23 protein-coding genes are annotated in these 20,754 nt (G+C 71.9%); 11 read left to right on the top strand and 12 right to left on the bottom strand.

Annotation, left to right across the window (positions count from 1 at the left end):
• Nucleotides 1-252 precede the first annotated feature (252 nt).
• The 6 genes from JW592_RS01530 to JW592_RS01505 all read left to right on the top strand — a co-directional run bounded on the left by JW592_RS01530 (nt 253) and on the right by JW592_RS01505 (nt 6,948).
• A complete protein-coding gene (locus JW592_RS01530) occupies nt 253-1,104 on the top strand; it encodes an endo alpha-1,4 polygalactosaminidase (protein WP_209262970.1) in 852 nt (283 codons plus the stop codon).
• Nucleotides 1,105-1,382: 278 nt separating this feature from the next.
• Complete coding sequence (locus JW592_RS01525) at nt 1,383-2,717, top strand: ABC transporter substrate-binding protein (RefSeq protein ID WP_209262969.1); 1,335 nt, start codon at nt 1,383-1,385, stop codon at nt 2,715-2,717.
• 9 nt (nt 2,718-2,726) lie between these two features.
• Complete coding sequence (locus JW592_RS01520) at nt 2,727-3,731, top strand: carbohydrate ABC transporter permease (RefSeq protein ID WP_209262968.1); 1,005 nt, start codon at nt 2,727-2,729, stop codon at nt 3,729-3,731.
• A complete protein-coding gene (locus tag JW592_RS01515; RefSeq protein ID WP_209262967.1) occupies nt 3,728-4,624 on the top strand; it encodes a carbohydrate ABC transporter permease in 897 nt (298 codons plus the stop codon). The genes JW592_RS01520 and JW592_RS01515 overlap by 4 nt, the downstream gene beginning before the upstream one ends.
• 8 nt (nt 4,625-4,632) lie before the next feature.
• Nucleotides 4,633-5,619, top strand: a complete 987-nt coding sequence (locus tag JW592_RS01510) for a carbohydrate kinase family protein (protein ID WP_209262966.1) — start codon at nt 4,633-4,635, stop codon at nt 5,617-5,619.
• A 9-nt stretch (nt 5,620-5,628) separates the two neighbouring features.
• On the top strand, nt 5,629-6,948 hold the full coding sequence (locus JW592_RS01505) for an alpha-glucosidase/alpha-galactosidase (RefSeq protein WP_209262965.1): 1,320 nt from the start codon (nt 5,629-5,631) through the stop codon (nt 6,946-6,948).
• A gap of 46 nt (nt 6,949-6,994) precedes the next feature.
• On the opposite strand, the gene JW592_RS01500 is transcribed toward JW592_RS01505, so the two are convergent.
• The gene (locus JW592_RS01500) at nt 6,995-7,780 is read right to left on the bottom strand and encodes a hypothetical protein (RefSeq protein WP_209262964.1); all 786 of its coding nucleotides are present in this window, start codon (nt 7,778-7,780) and stop codon (nt 6,995-6,997) included.
• Nucleotides 7,780-8,337: a SigE family RNA polymerase sigma factor gene (locus JW592_RS01495; protein ID WP_307805253.1), complete on the bottom strand. Its 558-nt coding sequence runs from the start codon at nt 8,335-8,337 to the stop codon at nt 7,780-7,782. The genes JW592_RS01500 and JW592_RS01495 overlap by 1 nt, the downstream gene beginning before the upstream one ends.
• Nucleotides 8,338-8,498: 161 nt before the next feature.
• Here JW592_RS01495 and JW592_RS01490 point away from each other — a divergent pair, with 161 nt between their 5' ends.
• The 3 genes from JW592_RS01490 (at nt 8,499) to JW592_RS01480 (ending at nt 10,506) form a co-directional block, all read left to right on the top strand.
• Nucleotides 8,499-9,119: an L-threonylcarbamoyladenylate synthase gene (locus tag JW592_RS01490; protein ID WP_209262963.1), complete on the top strand. Its 621-nt coding sequence runs from the start codon at nt 8,499-8,501 to the stop codon at nt 9,117-9,119.
• Nucleotides 9,120-9,230: 111 nt separating this feature from the next.
• Entirely contained in the window at nt 9,231-10,055 is an 825-nt protein-coding gene (locus tag JW592_RS01485; protein ID WP_209262962.1) for an LLM class F420-dependent oxidoreductase, read from the top strand.
• Nucleotides 10,056-10,080: 25 nt separating this feature from the next.
• Nucleotides 10,081-10,506 (top strand): TIGR03668 family PPOX class F420-dependent oxidoreductase, encoded by a 426-nt coding sequence (locus JW592_RS01480; RefSeq protein ID WP_229375047.1) that lies wholly within the window; start codon nt 10,081-10,083, stop codon nt 10,504-10,506.
• A 42-nt stretch (nt 10,507-10,548) separates the two neighbouring features.
• Here JW592_RS01480 and JW592_RS01475 read toward each other — a convergent pair whose 3' ends face one another.
• The 6 genes from JW592_RS01475 to JW592_RS32410 form a co-directional block, all read right to left on the bottom strand.
• Entirely contained in the window at nt 10,549-10,728 is a 180-nt protein-coding gene (locus tag JW592_RS01475) for an ATP-binding protein (protein ID WP_209263144.1), read from the bottom strand.
• A 149-nt stretch (nt 10,729-10,877) separates the two neighbouring features.
• Nucleotides 10,878-11,315: an ASCH domain-containing protein gene (locus JW592_RS01470; RefSeq protein WP_209262960.1), complete on the bottom strand. Its 438-nt coding sequence runs from the start codon at nt 11,313-11,315 to the stop codon at nt 10,878-10,880.
• Between the two features lie 53 nt (nt 11,316-11,368).
• Nucleotides 11,369-13,036 carry an FAD-dependent oxidoreductase gene (locus tag JW592_RS01465; protein ID WP_209262959.1) on the bottom strand — a complete coding sequence of 556 codons (1,668 nt, stop codon included), beginning with the start codon at nt 13,034-13,036 and terminating at the stop codon, nt 11,369-11,371.
• Nucleotides 13,037-13,113: 77 nt separating this feature from the next.
• The gene (locus JW592_RS01460) at nt 13,114-14,028 is read right to left on the bottom strand and encodes an AurF N-oxygenase family protein (protein ID WP_209262958.1); all 915 of its coding nucleotides are present in this window, start codon (nt 14,026-14,028) and stop codon (nt 13,114-13,116) included.
• 122 nt (nt 14,029-14,150) lie between these two features.
• Nucleotides 14,151-14,873 (bottom strand): DUF1990 family protein, encoded by a 723-nt coding sequence (locus tag JW592_RS01455; protein ID WP_209262957.1) that lies wholly within the window; start codon nt 14,871-14,873, stop codon nt 14,151-14,153.
• Complete coding sequence (locus JW592_RS32410; protein ID WP_229374977.1) at nt 14,863-15,183, bottom strand: hypothetical protein; 321 nt, start codon at nt 15,181-15,183, stop codon at nt 14,863-14,865. Before JW592_RS32410 ends, JW592_RS01455 begins: the two co-directional genes overlap by 11 nt.
• Nucleotides 15,184-15,263: 80 nt before the next feature.
• On the opposite strand from JW592_RS32410, the gene JW592_RS01445 reads away from it, so the two are divergent.
• A complete protein-coding gene (locus JW592_RS01445) occupies nt 15,264-16,064 on the top strand; it encodes a DUF1990 family protein (RefSeq protein WP_229374976.1) in 801 nt (266 codons plus the stop codon).
• Between the two features lie 45 nt (nt 16,065-16,109).
• On the opposite strand, the gene JW592_RS01440 is transcribed toward JW592_RS01445, so the two are convergent.
• On the bottom strand, nt 16,110-16,886 hold the full coding sequence (locus JW592_RS01440) for an SDR family NAD(P)-dependent oxidoreductase (protein WP_209262956.1): 777 nt from the start codon (nt 16,884-16,886) through the stop codon (nt 16,110-16,112).
• A gap of 230 nt (nt 16,887-17,116) precedes the next feature.
• Nucleotides 17,117-17,698 (bottom strand): TetR/AcrR family transcriptional regulator, encoded by a 582-nt coding sequence (locus JW592_RS01435; protein WP_209262955.1) that lies wholly within the window; start codon nt 17,696-17,698, stop codon nt 17,117-17,119.
• An 82-nt stretch (nt 17,699-17,780) separates the two neighbouring features.
• Between JW592_RS01435 and JW592_RS01430 the strand changes: the two genes are divergently transcribed.
• Nucleotides 17,781-18,626 (top strand): SDR family oxidoreductase, encoded by an 846-nt coding sequence (locus JW592_RS01430; RefSeq protein WP_209262954.1) that lies wholly within the window; start codon nt 17,781-17,783, stop codon nt 18,624-18,626.
• Between the two features lie 83 nt (nt 18,627-18,709).
• On the opposite strand, the gene JW592_RS01425 is transcribed toward JW592_RS01430, so the two are convergent.
• Both JW592_RS01425 and amaB read right to left on the bottom strand, forming a co-directional pair.
• On the bottom strand, nt 18,710-19,078 hold the full coding sequence (locus JW592_RS01425; protein ID WP_209262953.1) for a hypothetical protein: 369 nt from the start codon (nt 19,076-19,078) through the stop codon (nt 18,710-18,712).
• 99 nt (nt 19,079-19,177) lie between these two features.
• Nucleotides 19,178-20,707, bottom strand: coding sequence for an L-piperidine-6-carboxylate dehydrogenase (gene amaB / locus JW592_RS01420; RefSeq protein ID WP_209262952.1), 1,530 nt, complete (start codon nt 20,705-20,707; stop codon nt 19,178-19,180).
• Nucleotides 20,708-20,754: the final 47 nt, after the last annotated feature.

Below are 20,754 nucleotides of genomic sequence, written 5' to 3'. Positions count from 1 at the left end.
ATTCCGGCCCGACTCCGGGGTGACGCCGGGGGGGATTCTGCGTGAAGTTGCGCGCGCAGTCGCTGTTTCGAGCACTTTCGAGCTCTTGACACCGGGTGTTGGAGGTCGGTTTACTCCGTTGCACGTCGTAGGCGAGCACTCGACGTCAGAGGTACGCCCAGCCGGTATGCGGTGCGCCGCGAGCCCGGACTGAGTCGCCAGGACCCTGTGTGTCCGAGGCGGGGACGTGCCCTCCACCCCTGGAGTTCGACGATGTATCCCGACCGTCGACGTCCGTACCGGGCTCTCGGCGCAGCTGCCGCGGCGGCGACCTTCCTGCTGGCGGCCGCCCAGGCGAGCAACTCCCCGGCCTCAGCCGAGACCGATACCGCGGCCGGACCCCGCGCGGCGGACGTGACCCTCCCTCCGGCACACGCCGGGTTCGACTACCAGATCGGCGGCCCTTACCCGCCCCCAGACGGCGTCGAGGTGGTCAGCCGTGACCACTCCGTACAGCCCGCCGAGGGCCTGTACAACATCTGCTACGTCAACGCCTTCCAGACCCAGCCCGGCGCCGCGGGCAGCTGGGATTCCGACCTGCTGCTGCGCGACAGGTCCGGCGAGGTCGTCTACGACGGCGAGTGGGACGGCGAGGCCCTCCTCGACATCCGGACCGAGGACAAGCGCGAGCGGATCGCCGCGAAGGTCAACACCTGGATCGACTCCTGCGCGGCGAAGGGCTTCCAGGCCGTCGAGCCGGACAACTTCGACAGCTACGACCGCTCCGAGGGCCTGCTGACGGCCGATCAGGCCCAGGACATGATCCGCCGTCTGGCCGACCACGCGCACAGCAAGGGACTGGCCATCGGCCAGAAGAACGCCGCCGAGCTGGCCGACTCCCGCAAGGCCAACGGGCTGGACTTCGCCGTCGCCGAACAGTGCGGCGAGTGGAACGAGTGCGACACCTACACCGAGGCGTTCGGCGACAAGGTCGTGGTGATCGAGTACACCAGGGACGGGATGGCCACGGCGTGCAAGGGCTGGGGCGACCAGCTCAGCATCGTCCGCCGCGACCGGAACGTCGTCACCCCGGCCGACGACGCCTACGTACGGGAGACCTGCTGACGGCCGTCCGTCGGCACGCCCCGCAGCGGTCGAAGCCTCTTTCCACCACCTGTTCCCGGCCCGGCCACCGTGCTGTGCGCGGCGCGCCCGTGCAGCTCTCTCCGCACTGATCCCCGGGGCCCGCGCTCCGCACCGTGACGCCCCGGCCCCGCGTCGGGAACGCACTCCCCTTGCGTTCCCGGCGCACCCCGCACACCCCGCTCCGCGGGGTCCCGGCCCCGTTCATCCAGCACATCCGCGGCCGCGATGTCGCCCGCACCCCTTCACCGGAGGTACAGATGGCCGTACCCCAGAGCGTCCCCCTGACGGCTCCCTCACGTCGCCGGGTACTGCGCCGCGGCGGCGCGTTGGCGCTCACGGCGCTGACCGGGTCCGCCGTGTCCGGCTGCGCCACCGGCAAGGACGACGGCGTCGGTGCCGACGGCCGGGTCACCATCGAGCTGTGGCACGGCCAGGCCGACACCGCGCGGGCGGCGCTGCGGCGCCTGGTCGCCGACTTCCACCGCAGCCATCCGCACATCCGGGTGGACATGGGCGGCGGCGTGCTGGCCGACTCGATGCTCCAGAAGATCACCGCCTCCCTCGCCTCGGGCGCCTACCCGGACATCGCCTATGTCTTCGGCTCCGACCTGGCCAACGTCGCCCGCAGCCCCCAGGTCGTCGACCTGACGGACACGGTCGGCTCCGCGCACACGCCCTGGCGGAACTACTGGTCCCCGGCCCGGGAGGCGGTCACCCTCAACGGCCGGGTCAGGGCGGCGCCCGCGCTGCTGGACGCGCTCGCCGTCGTCTGCAACAAGAAGCTGTTCGCGCGGGCGGGCGTACCGCTGCCCAAGGCCGGCTGGCGGTGGCACGACTTCGTGGACGTCGCCCGCAAGCTGACCGACAGGGGCGGCGGCCGCTTCGGCACCGGCTGGCCCGGCGCGGGCGACGAGGACACCGTCTGGCGGCTGTGGCCCATGGTCTGGGACCTGGGCGGGGACGTGATCGGGGAGGACGGCCGCAGCATCGGCTTTGCCAAGGAGGGGGTGCGAGCCCTCCAGGTCGTCGAGCAACTCGTACGGGACAAGAGCGTCTACGTCGATCCGAAGCCCGGCGGCGAGCAGATGTACCAGGTGTTCCAGGGCGGCCGGATGGCCATGGCCGTCACCGGGCCGTGGCAGCTCCCGGACATCCGGAAGGCCGGGATCGACTACCACGTGGCCCCGCTGCCCAGCTTCTCGGGCCGCCCCGTGACCATCTCGGGCCCCGACACCTGGACCGTCTTCGACAACGGCTCGGCGCGGGTGCGCGCAGCCCGCACCTTCGTCGACTGGCTGATGCGCCCGGCGCAGGACGTGCGCTGGGGCGCCGAGGCCGGCAGCCTGCCGCTGAGCAGGCAGGCGCAGGGACTGCCGAGCTGGCGGCGCGAGGCACGCCGCACCGAGGGACTGGCCACCTTCACCCAGGCGCTGGAGGGAGCCAGGGTGCGCCCCACGCACCCCGCCTACCCCGAGGTCTCGCAGGCGCTGGGGCAGGCCCTCATCTCCGTACTGCTCGGCCGGAGCAGCCCGCGTGCCGCGATGCGCGCCTGCGCCGACGAGGCCGACGCCGCCCTGCTGATACCCCGCTGAGGAGCCCCGATGCCACACCATCCCGCGCCGTTGACAGTGGCGGACCCACCCGGCCGGCCCGTGACCACGCCGGGCGGCACCGCGCAGGAGCCGGAGACCGGCCGCCGCAGGTGGCGTGCGGCCAGTCTGCGGCAGGCGCACCGCAGGGAAGCGTCCACGGCGTGGGCCTTCGTCTCACCCGCTGTGCTGATCATCCTGGGCCTGAGCGTGCTGCCCGTGGTCTGGTCGCTGCTGCTGTCCTTCCAGGCCAACGACCTGGTCACCCCGAGCCGTTGGGTCGGTCTGGACAACTACCGGGCGCTCGCCGCCGACCCGCACTTCAGCCAGGCGATTCGCAACACCCTGCTGTACACGGCGCTGTTCGTACCGCTCAGCCTGGTCGGCGGCCTGGCGCTGGCTCTCGCGCTGAACCGGCGGATCCGCCTGGTCGGGGCCTACCGCACGCTGATCTTCGTGCCGTTCGTGGTGTCGGCGACGGCCCAGGGGGTGCTCTTCTCCTTCATCCTCGACCCCGAGTTCGGCGTCGCCAACTCGATGCTGTCGCGGATGGGGCTGTCCGCGCAGGGCTTCCTCACCGACCCGGGACAGGCTCTCGCCGTGCTCGTGGCCATCACGCTGTGGAGCGGCACCGGCTTCTGCGTCGTCGTCTACCTCGCAGCCCTCCAGGACGTCCCCCAGTCGCTGATCGAGGCGGCGCGGCTGGACGGTGCGGGCCGCCGGCATGTGCTGCGGCACGTCACCCTTCCCGCGCTCGCCCCGGTGACCGTCTTCCTGGTGCTGTGGCAGACCATCCAGTCCCTCCAGGTGTTCGACCTGGTCTACGTCACCACCAAGGGCGGCCCGCTCGGCTCCACCACGGTGATCGTCTACTTCATCTGGGAGCAGGCGTTCAAGAGTTTCACCGCCGGATACGGGGCCGCCGCCGCGTATGTGCTGGCCGTGGCGCTGGGTCTGGTCGGCGTCGTGGCGCGGATCGTCCGGGGCCGTACGCACACCGAAGGAGCCGTACGATGACCCTCACGGCGCCGAGAGCCGGCACCACGCACCCCGCCACGGCGGACGAGCCCCGGCCCGGCAGCGCACGGCGGCGGATACGGCTGCCCTTCAACGCCTGGCATCTCCTGCTGGCGCCGCTGGCCCTGGTGTTCGCGCTGCCGCTGGTGTGGCTGCTGCTCAGCTCGGTGATGAGCGACGCGGAGATCAACCGGTTCCCCCCTGCGCTGTGGCCCTCGGGTATCGACCTGGGCGGGTACCGGTACGTACTGGGCAATGCGCTGTTCCCGCGCTGGTTCCTCAACTCGCTGATCGTCTCGGCCGTCGCCGTCGCCGCCAATCTGCTGTTCGGCTCGCTGGGCGGTTACGCCTTCGCCCGGATGCGGTTCGCCGGCTCCAAGGTGCTGCTGGTCCTGATGCTGGCGACGATGGCCGTGCCGTTCCAGCTCACCATGATCCCCACGTTCCTGGTGATGAAGCGGCTCGGGCTCATCGACACCCTCGGTGCGCTGATCGTGCCGTCCCTCGTCACCCCGTTCGCGGTCTTCCTGCTGCGGCAGTTCTTCCTCTCCCTGCCCCGGGAGCTGGAGGAGGCGGCCTGGATGGACGGCTGCTCCCGGCTGCGGGTGCTCTTCACGATCGTGCTCCCGCTGTCCCGGCCCGCGTTGAGCACCGTGGCCGTGCTGACGTTCCTGACCACGTGGAACGACCTGACCTGGCCGCTGATCGCCATCAACCACGACACGCAGTACACGCTCCAGCTCGGCCTGACCACCTTCCAGGGGCAGCACCACACGCGGTGGTCGGCCGTCATGGCCGGGAACGTGCTCACCGTGCTGCCCGTGCTGCTGGCCTTCCTCGGTGCGCAGAAGTCGTTCATCCGCTCCCTCACCTCAACCGGCCTCAAGGGGTAACAGCAACCATGCCGCACAGCCACGATCTGGTCGTTCTCGGCGACGCCAACCCGGATGTCGTCGTCGGACCAGTGGACGAACCGCTCGCCTTCGGGCAGCGCGAACAGCTCGTCGACTCCGGTGCGCTCACCCTCGGCGGCTCTGCCGCGATCATGGCCTGCGGCGCCGCGCGGCTGGGGCTGTCGGTCGCGCTCGTGGGCCGCGTGGGCGACGACGGGGCGGGGCACTTCGTACGCGACGCGCTCGCCGCACGCGGCGTCGACATCTCGGCGCTCCGGGTGGACCCCGAACTGCCCACACCCCTCACGGTCGTGGTCACCCGGGGCAAGGGCCCGGCCGGTGACCGGGCCATCCTCACCAGCCCCGGCGCCCTGGCCGCCACCGACAGAGACGACGTACCGCCCGGGCTGCTCAGCTCGGCGCGGCACGTCCACGCCGCCTCCTACTTCCTGATGCCCCGGCTGGCGCGCGCCCTGCCCGCGCTGCTGCGTACGGCACGCCGCCACGGCGCCACCACATCGCTGGACACCAACGACGACCCCGCGGGCCGCTGGGACCCGGAGGGGCTGGCCGCCGTGCTTCCCGTCACGGACTTCCTGCTGCCCAACGCCGCCGAGGCCGTCGCCCTGGCCGGCGCGGGCACGGGAGCGCGACCCGGCGCCGGGAGCTCGCTCGCCGAGGCCGCGGCACGGCTGGCCGCGCGGGGGCCGGTTACCGTCGTCAAGAACGGTGCGGACGGCGCCTTCGCCCACGACGGCCGCACCCTGGTGCACACCCGCGGTATCACCGTCACCCCGCGCGACACCGTCGGCGCCGGAGACAGCTTCGACGCCGGTTTCGTCGCCGCCATCCTCGCCGGACTTCCGCTCTCCGGGGCGCTGGAGACGGCCGCCGCCTGCGGTGCGCTCTCCACCCGCGCGCACGGCGGCACGCCCGCGCAGCCCACCTGGGAGGAAGCCCGCGCCCACACAGCCCTTCTCGCCACCACCGACTGAGAGAGCGTCATGACCACCAGCACCACCCCCAAGATCAGTTTCATCGGGGCCGGCAGCGTCGTCTTCACCCAGGGCCTGCTCGCCGACCTGTTCGCCTTCCCCGAGTTGCGGGGCGCCCGTATCGCCCTGCACGACATCGACCCCGAGCGGCTTCGGACCGCGGAGGCCGCGGCGCGGCAGATCGCCCAGGTGTGTGGCGCCGCCCCCCACATCACCGCGCACGCCGACCGCCGCGCGGCCCTCACCGGTGCCGACTTCGTCATCAACAGCGTCCAGATCGGCATGGGCGAGGCCACCCGCACCGACTTCGAGGTGCCGGCCCGCTTCGGGGTGCGCCAGACCATCGGCGACACCCTCGGCGTCGGCGGCATCTTCCGTGGGCTGCGGACGTTCCCGTTCCTCAAAGCGCTCGGGAAGGACATCGCCGAGGTCTGCCCGGAGGCGTGGCTGCTCAACTACACCAACCCGATGGCCATGAACGTCCAGTATCTCGCCCAGGCCACCGGGCTGACCCGGGTTGTGGGGCTGTGCCACTCGGTGCACTGGACGATGCACGGCCTGGCCGAACTGGTGGGGGTGCCGTTCGACGAGGTGACCTACCGCGCCGCGGGCGTCAACCACCAGGCATGGGTCCTGCAGTTCGAGCACAGCGGCATCGACCTGTACCCCGAGCTGGACGCCCTGATCGACCAGGACCCGCAGCTTCGCCGCCGCACCCGCGTCGACATGTACCGCAGGCTCGGCTATTACCCGACCGAGACCAGCGAGCACTCCGCCGAGTACGTCCCCTGGTATCTGCACCACGACAGCGAGATCGAGCGTCTCAGGCTGCCGGTCGGCGCCTATCTGGACATCGTCGCTGAGAACGTGGCCGAGTACGAGCGCACCCGCGACACCCTCGCCGCCGGGCGTCGCCTGGATGCCGAGGGAACGATGGAGTACGCGCCGCAGATCATCCACTCCGTGGTGACCGGCACACCCCGGACCGTCTACGGCAATGTGCCCAACCGTGGACTGATCGGCAACCTGCCCTCCGAGGGCACCGTCGAAGTGCCCTGCCTGGTGGACGGCTCGGGCGTCCAGCCGACCAGGAACGGTCCGCTGCCCGCCCAGTTGGCCGCCCTCAACCGCACCTATCTGAGCACCACCGAGCTGGTCGTACGCGCTGCCCTGAAGGACGAGCCGACCGCCATCCGGCAGGCCGCCATGACCGACCCCGCCACGGCCGCCACCCTCTCGCCGGAGTGCATCTGGGAGCTGTGCGACGCCATGGTCGAGGCCCACGGGGACCGCCTCCAGCCGGGGCTGCGCACCCTGCTGGGGAGCTGACGGGGGCCGGGCGGCTCTTCGTACGCGGGGCCGCCCGGCCGGCGCGCTACCCGGCTGTGATGCCCCCGCCGACCGTGTACCCGCGGCCCCCGGCGGTGGCCGAGACGGTGTACCCGTCGTCCGCGCTGCTCCGCTTCCCCGAGCCGTGGTCGTACTGCCCGGCGAAGACATGCCGTCCCGGCGGCACGGTGCGGCCCTTCTTGAGCGTCCACCGGTAAATGAGAGCGCCGTTCTCGTGCCGTACGTCCTCCTCGAAGTCGCCTGGCGGCCGGGTGCGCCAGGAGCCGGTGGACGTCAGCGGAGTCCGCTCCGCGAGGCGCAGTTCCACCGTCAGCGCGGAGAGCGGTTCCTCGGTGCGGACGGTGACCTCGGTCTGGGACCAGTAGTCGTTGCCGCCCGGGTCGAGCGCGCCGCTGGACCGCAGCGGCCCCGCGACCGCCGGGGGCCGGCCGGTCCTGGGCTGCCCGGCGCTCGGCGCCGGCTCCGTGGAGGTACGGACGGTCGGAGGGCGGCCGTCCCCGGCGGCGGACCGGTCCGGGTGCTGTGCCCACAGCGCCGTGGTGCCGCCGAGCGCCAGCACCACCACGAGGGCGCCGGCCGCGGCCGCCACCCGTGGCCAGGTACGGGTACGGGGCCGCTGCCGGTGCGTGGGTCGGGGCCCACGTCGCGGGCCGCGGTGCGGCTGCCGGGAGGCGCCGGGCTCCTCGACGGCACGCGCGATCCGGGCGAGCATCCGCGCGCGGTCCGGCTGGTGTGCGGCGGCCGCGGCACGCAACCGGGCGTCGAGCGGCTGCTGGGTGCCGGGCTCCTCAGGCTCTTGGCGCACGTTCATCAGGTGTACCGTCCTGTCTTCCCTCCGCGCAGCGCCAGAACGGTCTCCACGCTACGGGCCGCGTCCTGCTCGGTGGGTGTCAGCAGCCTGGCTAACTCCGCCATGCCCCGTGAGGTCTGGCTCTTCACCGTGCCGGTCGATATCCCCAGCACCCGTGCTGTCTCCCGTTCCGAGACGTCGAAGGCGTGCCGCAGCACCACGCAGGCGCGCCTGCGGAACGGCAGCCGGGCGAGCGCCTCGCGTACGTCCAGGACCGCGGGGACGTCGGGGCCGTCGGCGGGCTCCTGATGCCGCGTCCAGAACAGCGCGATCCTGCGGCGTTCGCGGACGCGGCTGCGGACGTGGCTGCGCGCGAGGTTGGTGACGACTCCGCGTGCGTAGGCCAGGGGGTGCTCGGCCGTGCGGACGCGGTCCCACTGGTTCCAGATCACCACGAAGGCGTCCGCGGCGAGGTCGTCCGCCTCGTCGGAGTCGCCCAGCAACAGATGGGCCAGTCGGGCGAGTTCGGCGTGGCACCGCTCGAAGAAGGCATGGAACTCGCTCGTCGGGGAATGCACGGAGCCCCTCCCGTTCGATATACCGGTCACCTACCGCTATTCCGCACACCCCCGTGCGGCGGTGAGGTTACCAGGGAGTCGGGGGGCTCCGGAGGCTGTTGTGCCGACCCGGCGAACCGGCCCGTTCCCGCGGCCGGCAGCGAGCGGTTTAGGCTCGGCGGATGGCCAAGTACTTCGACGTGCACCCCGAGAACCCGCAGCGCCGCACCATCAGCACCGTGGTCGAGAGCATCCGCGCAGATGCCCTGATCGCGTATCCGACCGACTCCTGTTTCGCTCTGGGGTGCCGACTGGGCAGCCGGGACGGCATGTCCCGCATCCGCTCCATCCGCAACCTCGATGAGCGGCACCACTTCACCCTCGTCTGTCAGAACTTCGCGCAGCTCGGACAGTTCGTGCACGTCGACAACGATGTGTTCCGCGCGATCAAGGCGGCCACCCCCGGCCGCTACACCTTCATCCTGCCCGCGACCAAGGAGGTGCCCCGCAAGCTGCTGCACCCGAAGAAGAAGACGGTCGGTGTGCGCATCCCCGACCACGTCGTCGCGCAGGCACTGCTGACGGAACTCGGTGAGCCGCTGCTCTCCAGCACTCTTCTCCTGCCGGACGAGGAGGAGCCGATGACGCAGGGCTGGGAGATCAAGGAGCGGCTCGACCACGTGGTGGACGCCGTGGTCGACTCGGGCGACTGCGGCACCGAGCCGACCACGGTGGTGGACTTCTCCTCGGGCACCGCCGAGATCGTCCGCACCGGGGCCGGGGACACCGCGCGCTTCGCGTAGGTACGCCGAACGGGCACGGGGAGTGTTGTACCGGGCCGCAGCCGGGTACCCCGGCAGGGGCCGGACGATCCGGGAAGAGCCCCGCACCCACCCCACAATGAAGGAGCAGCAGTGAGATTCGGTGTCTCGACCTTCGTCACCGACCAGGGCATCGGGCCCGCCGCGCTGGGGCGCGCCGTCGAGGAGCGCGGCCTGGACTCCCTGCTGATCGCCGAGCACACCCACATCCCGGTGGCCCGGCGCACGCCCTACCCGGGCGGCGGGGACCTGCCGGACGTCTACTACCGCACCCTCGACCCGTTCGTCGCGCTCAGCGCGGCCGCCTCGGTCACCGAACGGCTGCTGCTGGGCACCGGCGTCGCACTGGTGGCCCAGCGCGATCCGATCACCACGGCCAAGGCGGTGGCCTCCCTCGACCTGGTCTCCGGCGGACGGGCCGTCTTCGGGGTCGGCGTCGGCTGGAACCGGGAGGAGATGGAGAACCACGGCACCGACCCGCGCAGCAGGGGGCGCCTGGTGGACGAGCGGCTGCGGGCCATCCGTGAGCTGTGGACGGCGGACAAGGCCGAGTTCCACGGGGAGTTCGTGGACTTCGATCCCGTCTACTCGTGGCCGAAGCCGGTCCAGCGGCCGCACCCGCCCGTGTACGTGGGAGGCGGCGAGGGCGCCTTCCACCGTGTGGCGGCGCTCGGCGACGCCTGGCTCGCCAACAGCGTCCCGCCCGGGGAACTGGGCCCGCAGATCGAGAGGATGCGCGCCGTCGCGGGCCGGGACGTCCCCGTGACCGTCTACGCGGTCTCGAAGAAGCCGGAGGTCATCGAGGAGTACACCCGGCTCGACGTGGAGCGGCTGCTGTTCCACCTGCCGACCAGGCCGGAGGCCGACACCCTCGCATACCTCGACCGGCTCGCCGACGTGGCCGGGCGCTTCAGCTGAGCGGCCGGGAGCGGCTGTGCCGGGAATGACGGGGGAGGAGGCGCGCCGGCGATTCGCCGGGGCCCGCCTCGCCCACCTCGCGACGGTCGACGGCTCCGGCCGCCCGCACCTGGTTCCGGTGGTGTTCGCGGTGCGTGGCGACACCGTGGCGTTCGCCGTCGACCACAAGCCGAAGCGCACCTCCCGGCTGAAACGGCTCGCCAACATCGGAGCCGACCCCCGGGTCAGCCTCCTGGCCGACCACTACGACGAGGACTGGGACCTGCTGTGGTGGGCTCGTGCCGACGGCACGGCCGCGGTGCTGCCACCCGCTGACGCGTCGGCCGCCTCCGCCGGGCATGTGCGCCTCCTGAGGGAGAAATACCGGCAGCAGTACGGCGATCACCCGCCCGCGGGGCCCGTTGTGGAGATCGCCGTGGCGCGCTGGACCGGTTGGCGGGCCACCGGCTGACACCTCCGGCGCCGACTGCACCGCCGGGCGCCTGCCGGCCGTTCAGGACGACGGCGTGGGGCGGACGGCGAGGATCGCGATGTCGTCGTCGCTGTCGGCGCCCAGCCCGATGAGGAGTTCGTCGCAGAACTCGGTACGTGCGTGCAGTACCGCGTTGGTCGCCAGCTCGCTGAGCAGCAGTTCGGCGGTCTCCGCCGGCGGGGTGAGGGGCGCGGCGGGCATGACTGAGCTTCAGGGCCGCGGCGGTGCCGTTGCCGGCCAACTCTCCGGCGTGGCGCGCCGGAGCTTCCCGGGTGGTCAGACCTGTGGGTGACGGATGAGCGACAACGGCACACGAGCGGGCCGACCCTGTCAGCTGCCCAGCGTGCGGCCTATGGCCTGAGAGCCCGCTCCAGCCGGAACCGTTCCAGGACCACCGGGGTGGAGTCGTCCACGGTGAAGGAGGGGTCGCCCAGCAGGCGGCGCAGCTCATCGCCGTGCCAGAACCGCTCGTGTGCCGCACGCCACTCCGCCAGCGTGGTGTGACCCTCGCCCTCGTCCACCGCGTGCGCGGTGTCGACCTCGCCGAGCGGTACGACGCGTACCGCGACCACCTCGACGACGGCGACCGGCCGTTCCTCGGAGTCCACCACGACGGCGCGTCGGCCCACCTCGGGCAGCGGCTCGCCCTCGGCCTCGTACGCCCGCAGCAGTCCTGTGGTGGCGGTCTTCCTGCCGTCGAGGATCGCCGCCACCAGCCGGTCGCGGAGCGGTCCGGGGAAGGCGAACTCCTCCCGCGGCAGTGCGTCGAGATCCGGTTCGAAGGTCATGGCGCATGAGTTTACGGCTCGGGCGGCCGCCAGCCGCACGCGCGTTCGGCGGGTCAGCGGGGGAGGGGCAGGCGGGACTTGGAGGCGGCCACCAGTTCGGGGACGGTGGCCAGCTTGGCCCGCGGCCGGCCGGTCCGGCTGCCGCGGGACTGCTCGGCGCGGTCGATCGCGGCCATTCCGCGTGCGTCGACCAGGTGTCGGCTGCGGCGGCGCGCCAGGCGCCGGAACGCCTTCCCCGAGTGGGCCGGCTCCGGGAGCGAGCCCTCGGCGGCGTCGCTCAGCAGCGCGGCGACGGTCTCCGCGGCGCAGGCCCGGTTGGCGCCGATGCCACCGGAGGGGCCGCGCTTGATCCAGCCCACCACATAGGTGCCCGGGTGGCCGGTCACCCGGCCGCCCAGGTGCGGGACGGTGCCGCTCTCCTCGTCGAACGGCAGTCCGGGAACGGGTGCGCCGCGGTAGCCGATGGCCCTCAGCAGCAACCCGGCCCGGATGTCGAGCTCCCCGGTGCTCCCGGTGACGCGTACGGTCTCGAGGGCGGAAGCCGTCCCGCCCGTGCCGCCGCGCATCCGCACGGGAGCGGAGTGGAAGCGGAAGACCAGCCGCCGGGCCGCCGCCGTCGGCGGCCGGGAGTAGTCGACTTGTGCGCGCGGGAGGTTCCGCAGCAGCGCTGCCTTGTCCTGCTGACCCGCGGCGTCGAGCGCCGCGCCGGTACGCGGGTCGTGGTCGTCGATGACCTGTTCCACGCCGGGCAGCTGTGTCAGGGCGAGGAGTTCGGGTCGGGTGCAGGCGGCGTCCTGGGGCCCTCTGCGTCCCAGCAGCACGACTTCCCGGACGGCGCTCGTCCGCAGGGCGGCGAGCGCGTGGTCCGCGATGTCCGTCCCGGCCAGCTCCTCGGGGTCCGTCAGCAGGATGCGGGCCACATCGAGGGCGACGTTGCCGGTTCCGACCACCACGACCCGCGATGCTGACAGGTCGACGGCGTCCGCCGGGACATCCGGGTGGGCGTTGTACCAGGCCACGAAGGTGGTTGCGGCGATGGCGCCCGCCGACTCCTCGCCGGGGACGTCCAGCCGCCGGTCGCCGGGGGCGCCCACCGCGTAGATGACGGCGTCGTGGTGGGCGGCCAATTCCTCGGCTGTGATGTCCTCGCCCACGTGCACGCCCAGCAGCATCCGCACGCGCGGGTGGTCGTGGAACCGCGCGAAGGCGTCGCCGATCTTCTTGGTCGCCGGGTGGTCCGGTGCCACGCCGTACCGGATGAGCCCGCCCGCCACCGGGAGCCGGTCCAGCAAGGTCACCTCGGCGGCGGTGTGCAGCAGCAGGTCCTCCGCCGCGTACATACCGGCAGGCCCGGTGCCGACGACGGCCACCCGGGGCGCGGTGAAGTCGGCGGGCAGGGTACGGGTGAAGGCCGGCGCGCTCCAGGCGTGGAAGACCGGGCTGCCGGTGTCGGGGCGCGGCCTGGGGAAGTCCGCGTAGTAGGCGGCGTTGATCTCGGCGTAAGCGCGCTGCGGGCCGGTGAGGCTGTCGACGGGGAAGACGGCGTCGACCGGGCAGGCGTCGGCGCAGGCGCCGCAGTCGATGCAGGTCTCGGGGTCGATGTAGAGCATCTCGGTGCTGCCGAAGTCCCGCTCGCCGGGGGCGGGATGGATGCAGTTGACCGGGCAGACGGACACACAGGTGGCGTCGTTGCAGCAGTTCTGGCTGATGGCGTACGTCATGGGACCAGTTCCGTGAGCGGCGGGCGGCGGGACGCAGAAGGCGGGGTCGGGGGACGGAGTGCCCGGGGGCGGGCGGGTCAGATCAGGTGGGCCCGCTTGTAGAAGGCGAGCGCCGGCCTGGTCAGCAGCCGGGCCGAGGCGAGGAACTCCATCAGGCCCGCGCAGCTCGAACGCAGCATCGACTTGTGGTGCTCGTTGGCCCGCGCTTCGGCGATCGCGCGCTGTTCGTCCAGCCCGGCGTTGGCGTACACCTTCCTGTGCACCATGCTGGTGACGATGACGTAGGAGGCGACGGCGATCACGAAGGCGTTGATCTGACGGCGCAGCCATCCCGCCTTGGCCAGCCGTTTGCGGGTCTCGTCGCGGGCGAACTTCATGTGCCGCGACTCCTCCACGACATGGATGTTGTTGATCGTACGGACGAACGGCACGACCCGCTGGTCCCGCATCCAGTCCCGCTGCATCACATCGAGGACCTCCTCGGCGACCAGGATCGCGGCGTAGGCGGCCTCGCCGAACGCGAGCGTCTTGAAGGCCCTGCCCAGTTCCCGGGCGACCCGGCGCGGCTGGTAGGCGGGCGCCCCCAGCTTCTTGGCGCCGCGGGCGAACATGATCGAGTGCCGGCACTCGTCGGCGATCTCCGTGAGCGCCCACTGGACGGTCTCCTGCGACGGGTCCTTCGCGTAGACGTCGCGCAGGATCATCTGCTGCAGGATCAACTCGAACCAGATGCCCGTGCCGGCCACCGAGGCGGCCTCCTGGCGGGTGAGCTCCTTGCGCTGCGCGTCGGTCAGCTCGGCCCAGTACGCGGTGCCGAACAGGGTGCTCCACTCCGGGCTGGTGCCGTGGAAGTCCTTGTCCAGCGGGGTGTCCCAGTCGACTTCGGTCTGCGGGTCGTACGACAGCGTCGCGGAGGAGTCCAACAGACGCCGGGCGACACCGTCTTCCTCGGTGCTGTGCGGAATCTCCGGCCGGGTGGTGCTGCTTGCCATGCTGCGACTCCTCGGTTCGGATAGCGGGCCGTTCCCTGCTGGCCGTCGGCGTGCTGAGGCGCCCCAGGAGGCGCCTCGGGGCCTCTTGTTAGACGGACTGTATAACAAGGGAAATGCCGTGCCTACCCTCCAGTAAGGAGCGCCGGTGGAGAAGGGGCGAGCGTGATGTCGTCGTGGCCCGGGAGCGTCACCGCGGTCAGCGGGGGAGCGCCCTGGAGCTCCGCGTGCAGCAGCTGCCGCAGCCGGTGTGCGCTCTCCCGGTAGAAGCGGTGCTGCGTCCAGCGGCCGAACAGTGCGAACCCGGTCCGGATGACGGGATTGGACATCGGCGCCCGCCGCGAGTAGCCGGTGATGCGGAACTCCACGGCTCCGGTCCGCAGCCGCTTGACGACCCGGTAGGTGAGTTCACCCTGTTCGAGATGGCCCTGCAGGGTCCGGTAGGCCCACCCCCACACGCGCGAAGCGGTCTCGCCGCTGCCGGCCGTCTCGTCGATCACGGAGGTCACCCGTACGCCCATGTCGAAGCGGAGTCCGGCGAACCTGCCCTCCAGAAGCATGTCCCGGCCCAGCAGTGCGGCGTCGCTGCGGTAGAGCGCGCGCAGGATTCCCGGCTCGGCGAACTGGTAGTCGCGTACCAGGCGGCAGGCGATGTCCCAGGCCCCGCCCCGCACCGGGTCACCGGCCGGCTCGTGGGCCAGCGGCTGGCGGAGCGAGTCGACGTGCCAGCCGCAGTTCCAACTGGGCAGGCGGTTCCCGGTCGGAGGGTCGTAGTTGACCTCGCGGTCGGACAGGGAGTGCAGCGCGGCCACGGCCGGTGCACGGTACAGCCGCCGGTCACGCAGCATGGGCGCTGCCGGGGCGGGAGCGCGTGCCGCCCCGCCCGAGGCGCCGCTTGCCACCCGGCCGGAGCCGATTGATTCCCGGCCGGCAGCGCCGGGTCTGTTCGTATTCCCCCAGCGTCTGACCCATCATCCACAGCGTGGGCGCCCACAGGCCGACGAACAGGGCGCGGCGCTCGGCGTTGCCGCGTTCGTCCTGGTCGAAGCTGGCGGCACGCATCCAGAAGACGATGCAGAGTCCGACGGAGCCCATGGACGCCAGTTGCAGATGTGTCCCACGAAGCCCGAACCGGTACATCAGCTTTTCGAACAGCACGCCGACCTCCTGGGGACTGTGGATGGGCGCAGACGAACCTCGATACGCGCTCATGTCCTATTCATGGTGTCATAGGTGTTATGTTCCTACATCGTCAGATGTGGCTCGGAGCGTACGCCCTGGCCCGGATCGGCTCTGACGACTCGCCCGCGCGGCAGCCAGGCAAGCCGTCGCCGAGGCGGCGGATCGGTACGCTGCTGCGCTTCCCGGCGGGCGTCGTACTGGTCTCCTGGGAGTACATGTGGCGGGTGACGGCGCTGCACCGCAGTGAGGTGGAGGGGGGCGACGGTGATCTGCCGCCGCCGCTGCCCGCCGAGCTCGTCGACGAGCTCACCAAGCGGCTCGCCGACGGGGTGGGGCCGATGTTCCACCGCCGCTTCAGCGTCCTGGTCCAAGGCGCGCGGGCGACCCCCGAGGCGCTGATCGACGCCATGGCAGCCGACCTGAACCGGCCCGCGCCCTCGACCGTCGCCGTCTTCCACAAGACGCTGGGCGACGGCGCGCCCGCGCGGGTGGGCGACGAGTACCGCGTCCAGATGCCCGGCCCCTGGGACGGTCCCGTCCGGGTGCTCCACCGCGACCCGGTCACGATCCGGCTGGGCACGCTGCACGGCCACCTGGAGGCGGGTCAGATCCAGTTCGCGGCCCACGACGACGGGGAGGGACTGCGGTTCTCGGTCGAGGCATGGGCCCGTGCCGGTGACCGGTGGGTCGACCTGCTCTACAGCCGGCTGCGGGTGGCCAAGGAGATCCAGTTCAACATGTGGGTCCACTTCGCCCTCGGCGCCGCGGCGCTCGCCGGCGGCCGCCCGCGCGGGGGTGTCTCCATCGAGACCCGCCGCATCCCGCCGGAGGTCTGCGAGGCGGCCGAGCACTGCTGAGGCCCGGGGAGCACCCGGCGAGGGCTCGTCCGCCGGGGCCGCTCGTCACGGCTCCCGGTGCACCTTGGTGTTGGACGCCTGCGCACGGGGCCGGACGACCAGCAGGTCGACGTTGACGTGGCTGGGACGGGTGACGGTCCACGCGATGGTGTCCGCGACATCGTCGGCGGTCAGCGGCTCGGCCACGCCCGCGTACACCTTCGCCGCCTTCTCCTCGTCGCCGTGGAAGCGGGTCAGCGCGAACTCCTCGGTCCTGACCATCCCGGGGGCGATCTCGATCACCCGTACCGGCTCGCCGACGATCTCCAGCCGCAGTGTCTCCGCGAGGACGTGCTGGGCGTGCTTCGCCGCGACATATCCGGCCCCACCCTCGTACGTGGCGTGCCCGGCGGTGGAGGAGAGCACCACGACCGTGCCGTCCCCGCTCGCGGTCAGCGCGGGCAGCAGGGCCTGGGTGACGTGCAGGGTGCCCAGCACGTTCGTCTCGTACATCTGCCGCCACTCCTCCGGGTTCCCGGAGGCGACAGGGTCGGCGCCCAGCGCGCCGCCCGCGTTGTTCACCAGGACGTCCAGCGCCTCGAACCGCTCGGCGAACGCGTCGACTGCCGCGCGGTCCGTCACATCCAGCCCGTACGCCTCGGCCTCGTGCCCCGCGTCGCCGAGCTGCGCGGCCAGCTCCGCGATGCGGTCCGCACGCCGCGCCGTGAGCACCACCCGGTAACCGGACGCCGCGAGCCGGCGGGCGGTGGCGGCACCGATACCGCTGCTCGCGCCGGTGACGACGGCGGTGCGGGACGAAGTGGCGCGCGCGGGGGTGCTCATCGACTCTCCTGGTGCTGTGAATGGGCGGTCTGCTCCCGCAAAGGCTATGCGTGCGGAGCGACGTGGCAGGCAGGCGCCCTGGGGTTCACGGGCCGGTAGGGGCGAGCGGGCCGAGCTTCTCGTGGAAGCAGACGCGGTCCTGCCCCGGACCGTCCTAGTCGCTGTGCACGGGCAGCCCGTCGACCTCGCGGTCCCCGGCGAGGTGGCGAAGGGGGCGGGGCGATGTCCGACTACAGGGAGTCGAGCCAGCGCAGGAGGCGGGTTCCCTCGCGGGTCATGATCTCCGGGTCGCGCAGCGCGTTGGCCAGCAGCGACATGCCCTGGTAAGCCCCGACGAGGGTGACCGCGTGGTCGTCCGCGTCGGGCAGGCCCAGCGCGCGGAACTGGGTTGCCGCCCAGTCCAGCAGCAGCCGGATCACCGCACCGGCTTCCATGTCGAGGCTTCCGTCCGCGCGCTTGTCGAGCTCGACGGCCAGGGTGCCGGTGGGACAGCCGTGGCGTGCGGCGATGTCGCGCTGTTCGACCCAGCCCTCGACCAGGGCCTTGAGACGGGCCCGGGGGTCGGGCAACTGGTCGAGCCGCTGGGTGAGTTCGGCCAGGTGTGTGCTGTGCTCGGACAGTGCCGCCTGGACCAGCTCGTCCTTGGTCCTGAAGTAGTAGTAGAGGTTGCCCACGGGGACGTCGGCGGCGCGTGCGATGTCGGCGAGTGTGGTGCGCTCGACGCCCTGCTCGTGCAGGACCTGGGCCGCCGCGGCAGTGAGCCGGCGGCGCTTGTCGGCTGCCCGCGCCCTGGGCTTCGTCGAGTTGGTCACCCAACCAACTATAGGCAGGACCGCATCGGCCGTGCTACTGTCCTCTCACTTAGTCAGTCAACTAACTCACTTCGGGGTTGCGATGATCGTTGTGACAGGAGCCACCGGCAACATCGGCCGGACACTGGTGGAGCGGCTGGCCGCGGCCGGTCAGGAGACACTGGCCCTCTCCCGCCGTCCGGGGCCCGCCGAGACGCCCGCCGGTGTCCGGTATGCGCAGGCGGACATCGCGGACTCCGCGAGCATGCGGCCGGTCCTCGAAGGCGCCGACGCCCTCTTCCTCCTGCTGGGCGGCGAACTGAACATGCGCGGGGAACCGGCGAGTGAGCTGCTGGAGGTGGCGCGGAGCGCGGGGGTCGGGCGGGTGGTCCTGGTCTCGTCCCAGATCAACCGCACCCGCCCGGCGGCCCCTTCACACGCTCGGCTGCGCGAGTTCGAGGCTGCCGTACGTGACTCGGGGCCGGAGTTCACCGTCCTGCGCCCGGCCGGCTTCGCCTCCAACGCGTTCGCCTGGGCCGAGTCGGTCCGCGTCAAGCGCACGGTCTTCGCTCCGTTCGCCGATGTGGCGCTGCCGGTCGTCGATCCGGCGGACATCGCGGAGGTCGCCGCCGTCGCACTGTGCGAGGGCGGTCACGCGGGTCGTACGTACGAGCTGACCGGCCCCGAGGCGATCAGTCCGCGCCGCCAGGCCGAGGCCCTCGCCGAGTCGCTGGGCGAGGAGGTCGCCTTCGTGGAGCTGTCCCGGGAGGAAGCCCATGCGCACCTGGCGCAGTTCATGCCGGAGGAGGCCGTCGGCGGCACCCTGGACATCCTCGGCGCACCGCTCCCGGCCGAGCAGGAGATCAGCCCCGACATCGAGCGCGTGCTCGGCCGCCCCGCGGGCTCGTTCGGCGCATGGGCCGGACGCAACGTGTCGGCTTTCCGCTAGTTCCCGCCCGGGCGGGAAACTCCGGGGGAAAGGCTGCGGGAAAGGCCGGGCAGGCACCCGCCGGACAGCAACCCCGAAGAGGGCTAGGGCGCCGACGAGGGCTCCTGCCAGTGGGACCAGGGCAGGGCCTCGCGCCAGCCGGGCCGGTCGAAGGCCCATGCCTGGAGCACCCTGGCCACCGGTTCACAGCCGATGATCGGTGGCTGCGCGGGGACGTGGGCCTGGAAGTGCCGCTCGGCGCTGCCCTCGCGGTACTCCACCTGGTAGCTGAAGTCGTCGTTGAGGTAAACCTGCATGTAGTGCTGGCCCACGGGCTGTTGGCGGGGCCGCTCAACGATGACGAACCGGAACCGCAGATTCATGTCCGCCAGCAGGTCGTACAGCTTGTCCTCCGAGGGATCGTCCCATTGGGTGCCGTCCCACTCGATCGCGCGCAGTTCCGGTGTCGCCATGCGGGGGACTGTACAGACCGCGCCCCCTGGCCCAGGGGGCGCGGTCCCGGTCGGCGGACCTGAGACGCGGGGCCCGCGCGCGACGGTCCGGCCGACAGGTCACAGGAAGCTGACGTTCTGGGCGAGGGAGAGTTCGCTGGAGTAGTTGATGGTGTTGGTGGCCGAGCGCATGTACGCCTTCCAGGCGTCGGAGCCCGACTCGCGCCCGCCTCCGGTGTCCTTCTCCCCACCGAAGGCGCCGCCGATCTCGGCACCTGAGGTGCCGATGTTGACGTTGGCGATGCCGCAGTCGGAGCCGGCGGCGGAGAGGAAGATCTCGGCTTCCTGCTGGTCACGGGTGAAGATGCTGGACGACAGCCCCTGAGGTACGTCGTTGTGCAGCGCGATCGCCTCCTCCAGGGTGTCGTAGGTGAGTACGTAGAGGATCGGCGCGAAGGTTTCCTCCTTGACGACGTCGGTCTGTTCGTCGACGCGGACGAGCACCGGCTCGGCGTAGGCGGCCTGCGGGGCGGCCTCGGACAGCCGCCGGTTGCCGCCTGCCAGGACCTTGCCGCCCTGCGCCTGCACCCGTGCCAGCGCGCTGTTCATCGCCTCCAGCGCCACGGCGGAGATGAGCGGGCCGACCAGCGTGTTCTCGTCGAACGGGTCGCCGATGGGGAGCTTGCGGTAGGCGGCGGTCAGCCGTTCGGTCAGCGTCTCGGCGATGTCGCGGTGGACGATGAGACGGCGCAGCGTCGTACAGCGCTGCCCGGCGGTGCCGGCGGCGGCGAACACGATGCCCTGGACGGCGAGGTCGAGGTCGGCCGAGGGGGCGACGATGGCGGCGTTGTTGCCGCCGAGTTCCAGCAGGCTGCGGCCGAAGCGGGCCGCCACCCGGGGGCCGACCTCGCGGCCCATACGGGTCGAGCCGGTGGCGCTGACGAGGGCGACGCGGGGGTCGTCCACCAGCCTTTCGCCGACGGCCCGGTCGCCGAGCAGCAGCCGGTGCACCTCGCGGGGCGCACCGACGTCCTCGGCAGCGCGGGCCAGCAGCCGGTCGCAGGCCAGCGAGATCAGCGGAGTGCGCTCGGAGGGCTTCCACACGACCGTGTCGCCGCATGCGAGAGCGACGGCGGTGTTCCACGACCAGACGGCCGCGGGGAAGTTGAAGGCGGAGATGACACCGACCACGCCGAGCGGGTGCCAGGTCTCGGCGAGCCGGTGGCCCGGGCGTTCGGAGGCGATGGTGCGGCCGTACAGCTGCCGGGACAGACCGACGGCGAAATCGCAGATGTCGATCATCTCCTGGACCTCGCCGAGGGCCTCGGAGCGGATCTTGCCGGCCTCGATGGTGACGAGGTCGGCCAGGTCGCTCTTGTGCTCGCGCAGCAGCTCCCCCAGGCGGCGTACGAGTTCCCCGCGGCGTGGGGCCGGAGTCGTGCGCCAGGTGAGGAAGGCGGTGCGGGCCTCGGCGACGGCGGCCTCGGCCTCGGCGGCTGTGGCGGCCCGCAGACCGAAGAGGTCGTCACCGGTGATCGGGGAGCGCGCGGAGAAGTCGCCGCCTTCGGGAACGGTGACACCGAGCGTGCCGAGGGCTGAAAGCGCGCGGGCACGCAGCTCGTCCGTGGTGGGCAGGGCGGTACCGGTCATGGGATTTCCTTAGGAAGAGGAGGGGCGGACGGAGGTCGGGTTCCGGA

The sequence above is a fragment of the Streptomyces spirodelae genome, assembly GCF_017676385.1.
Lineage (GTDB): Bacteria > Actinomycetota > Actinomycetes > Streptomycetales > Streptomycetaceae > Streptomyces > Streptomyces spirodelae.
Note: the sequence above shows the minus strand (reverse complement) of the source record. Positions and strands in the feature narration are given on the sequence as shown.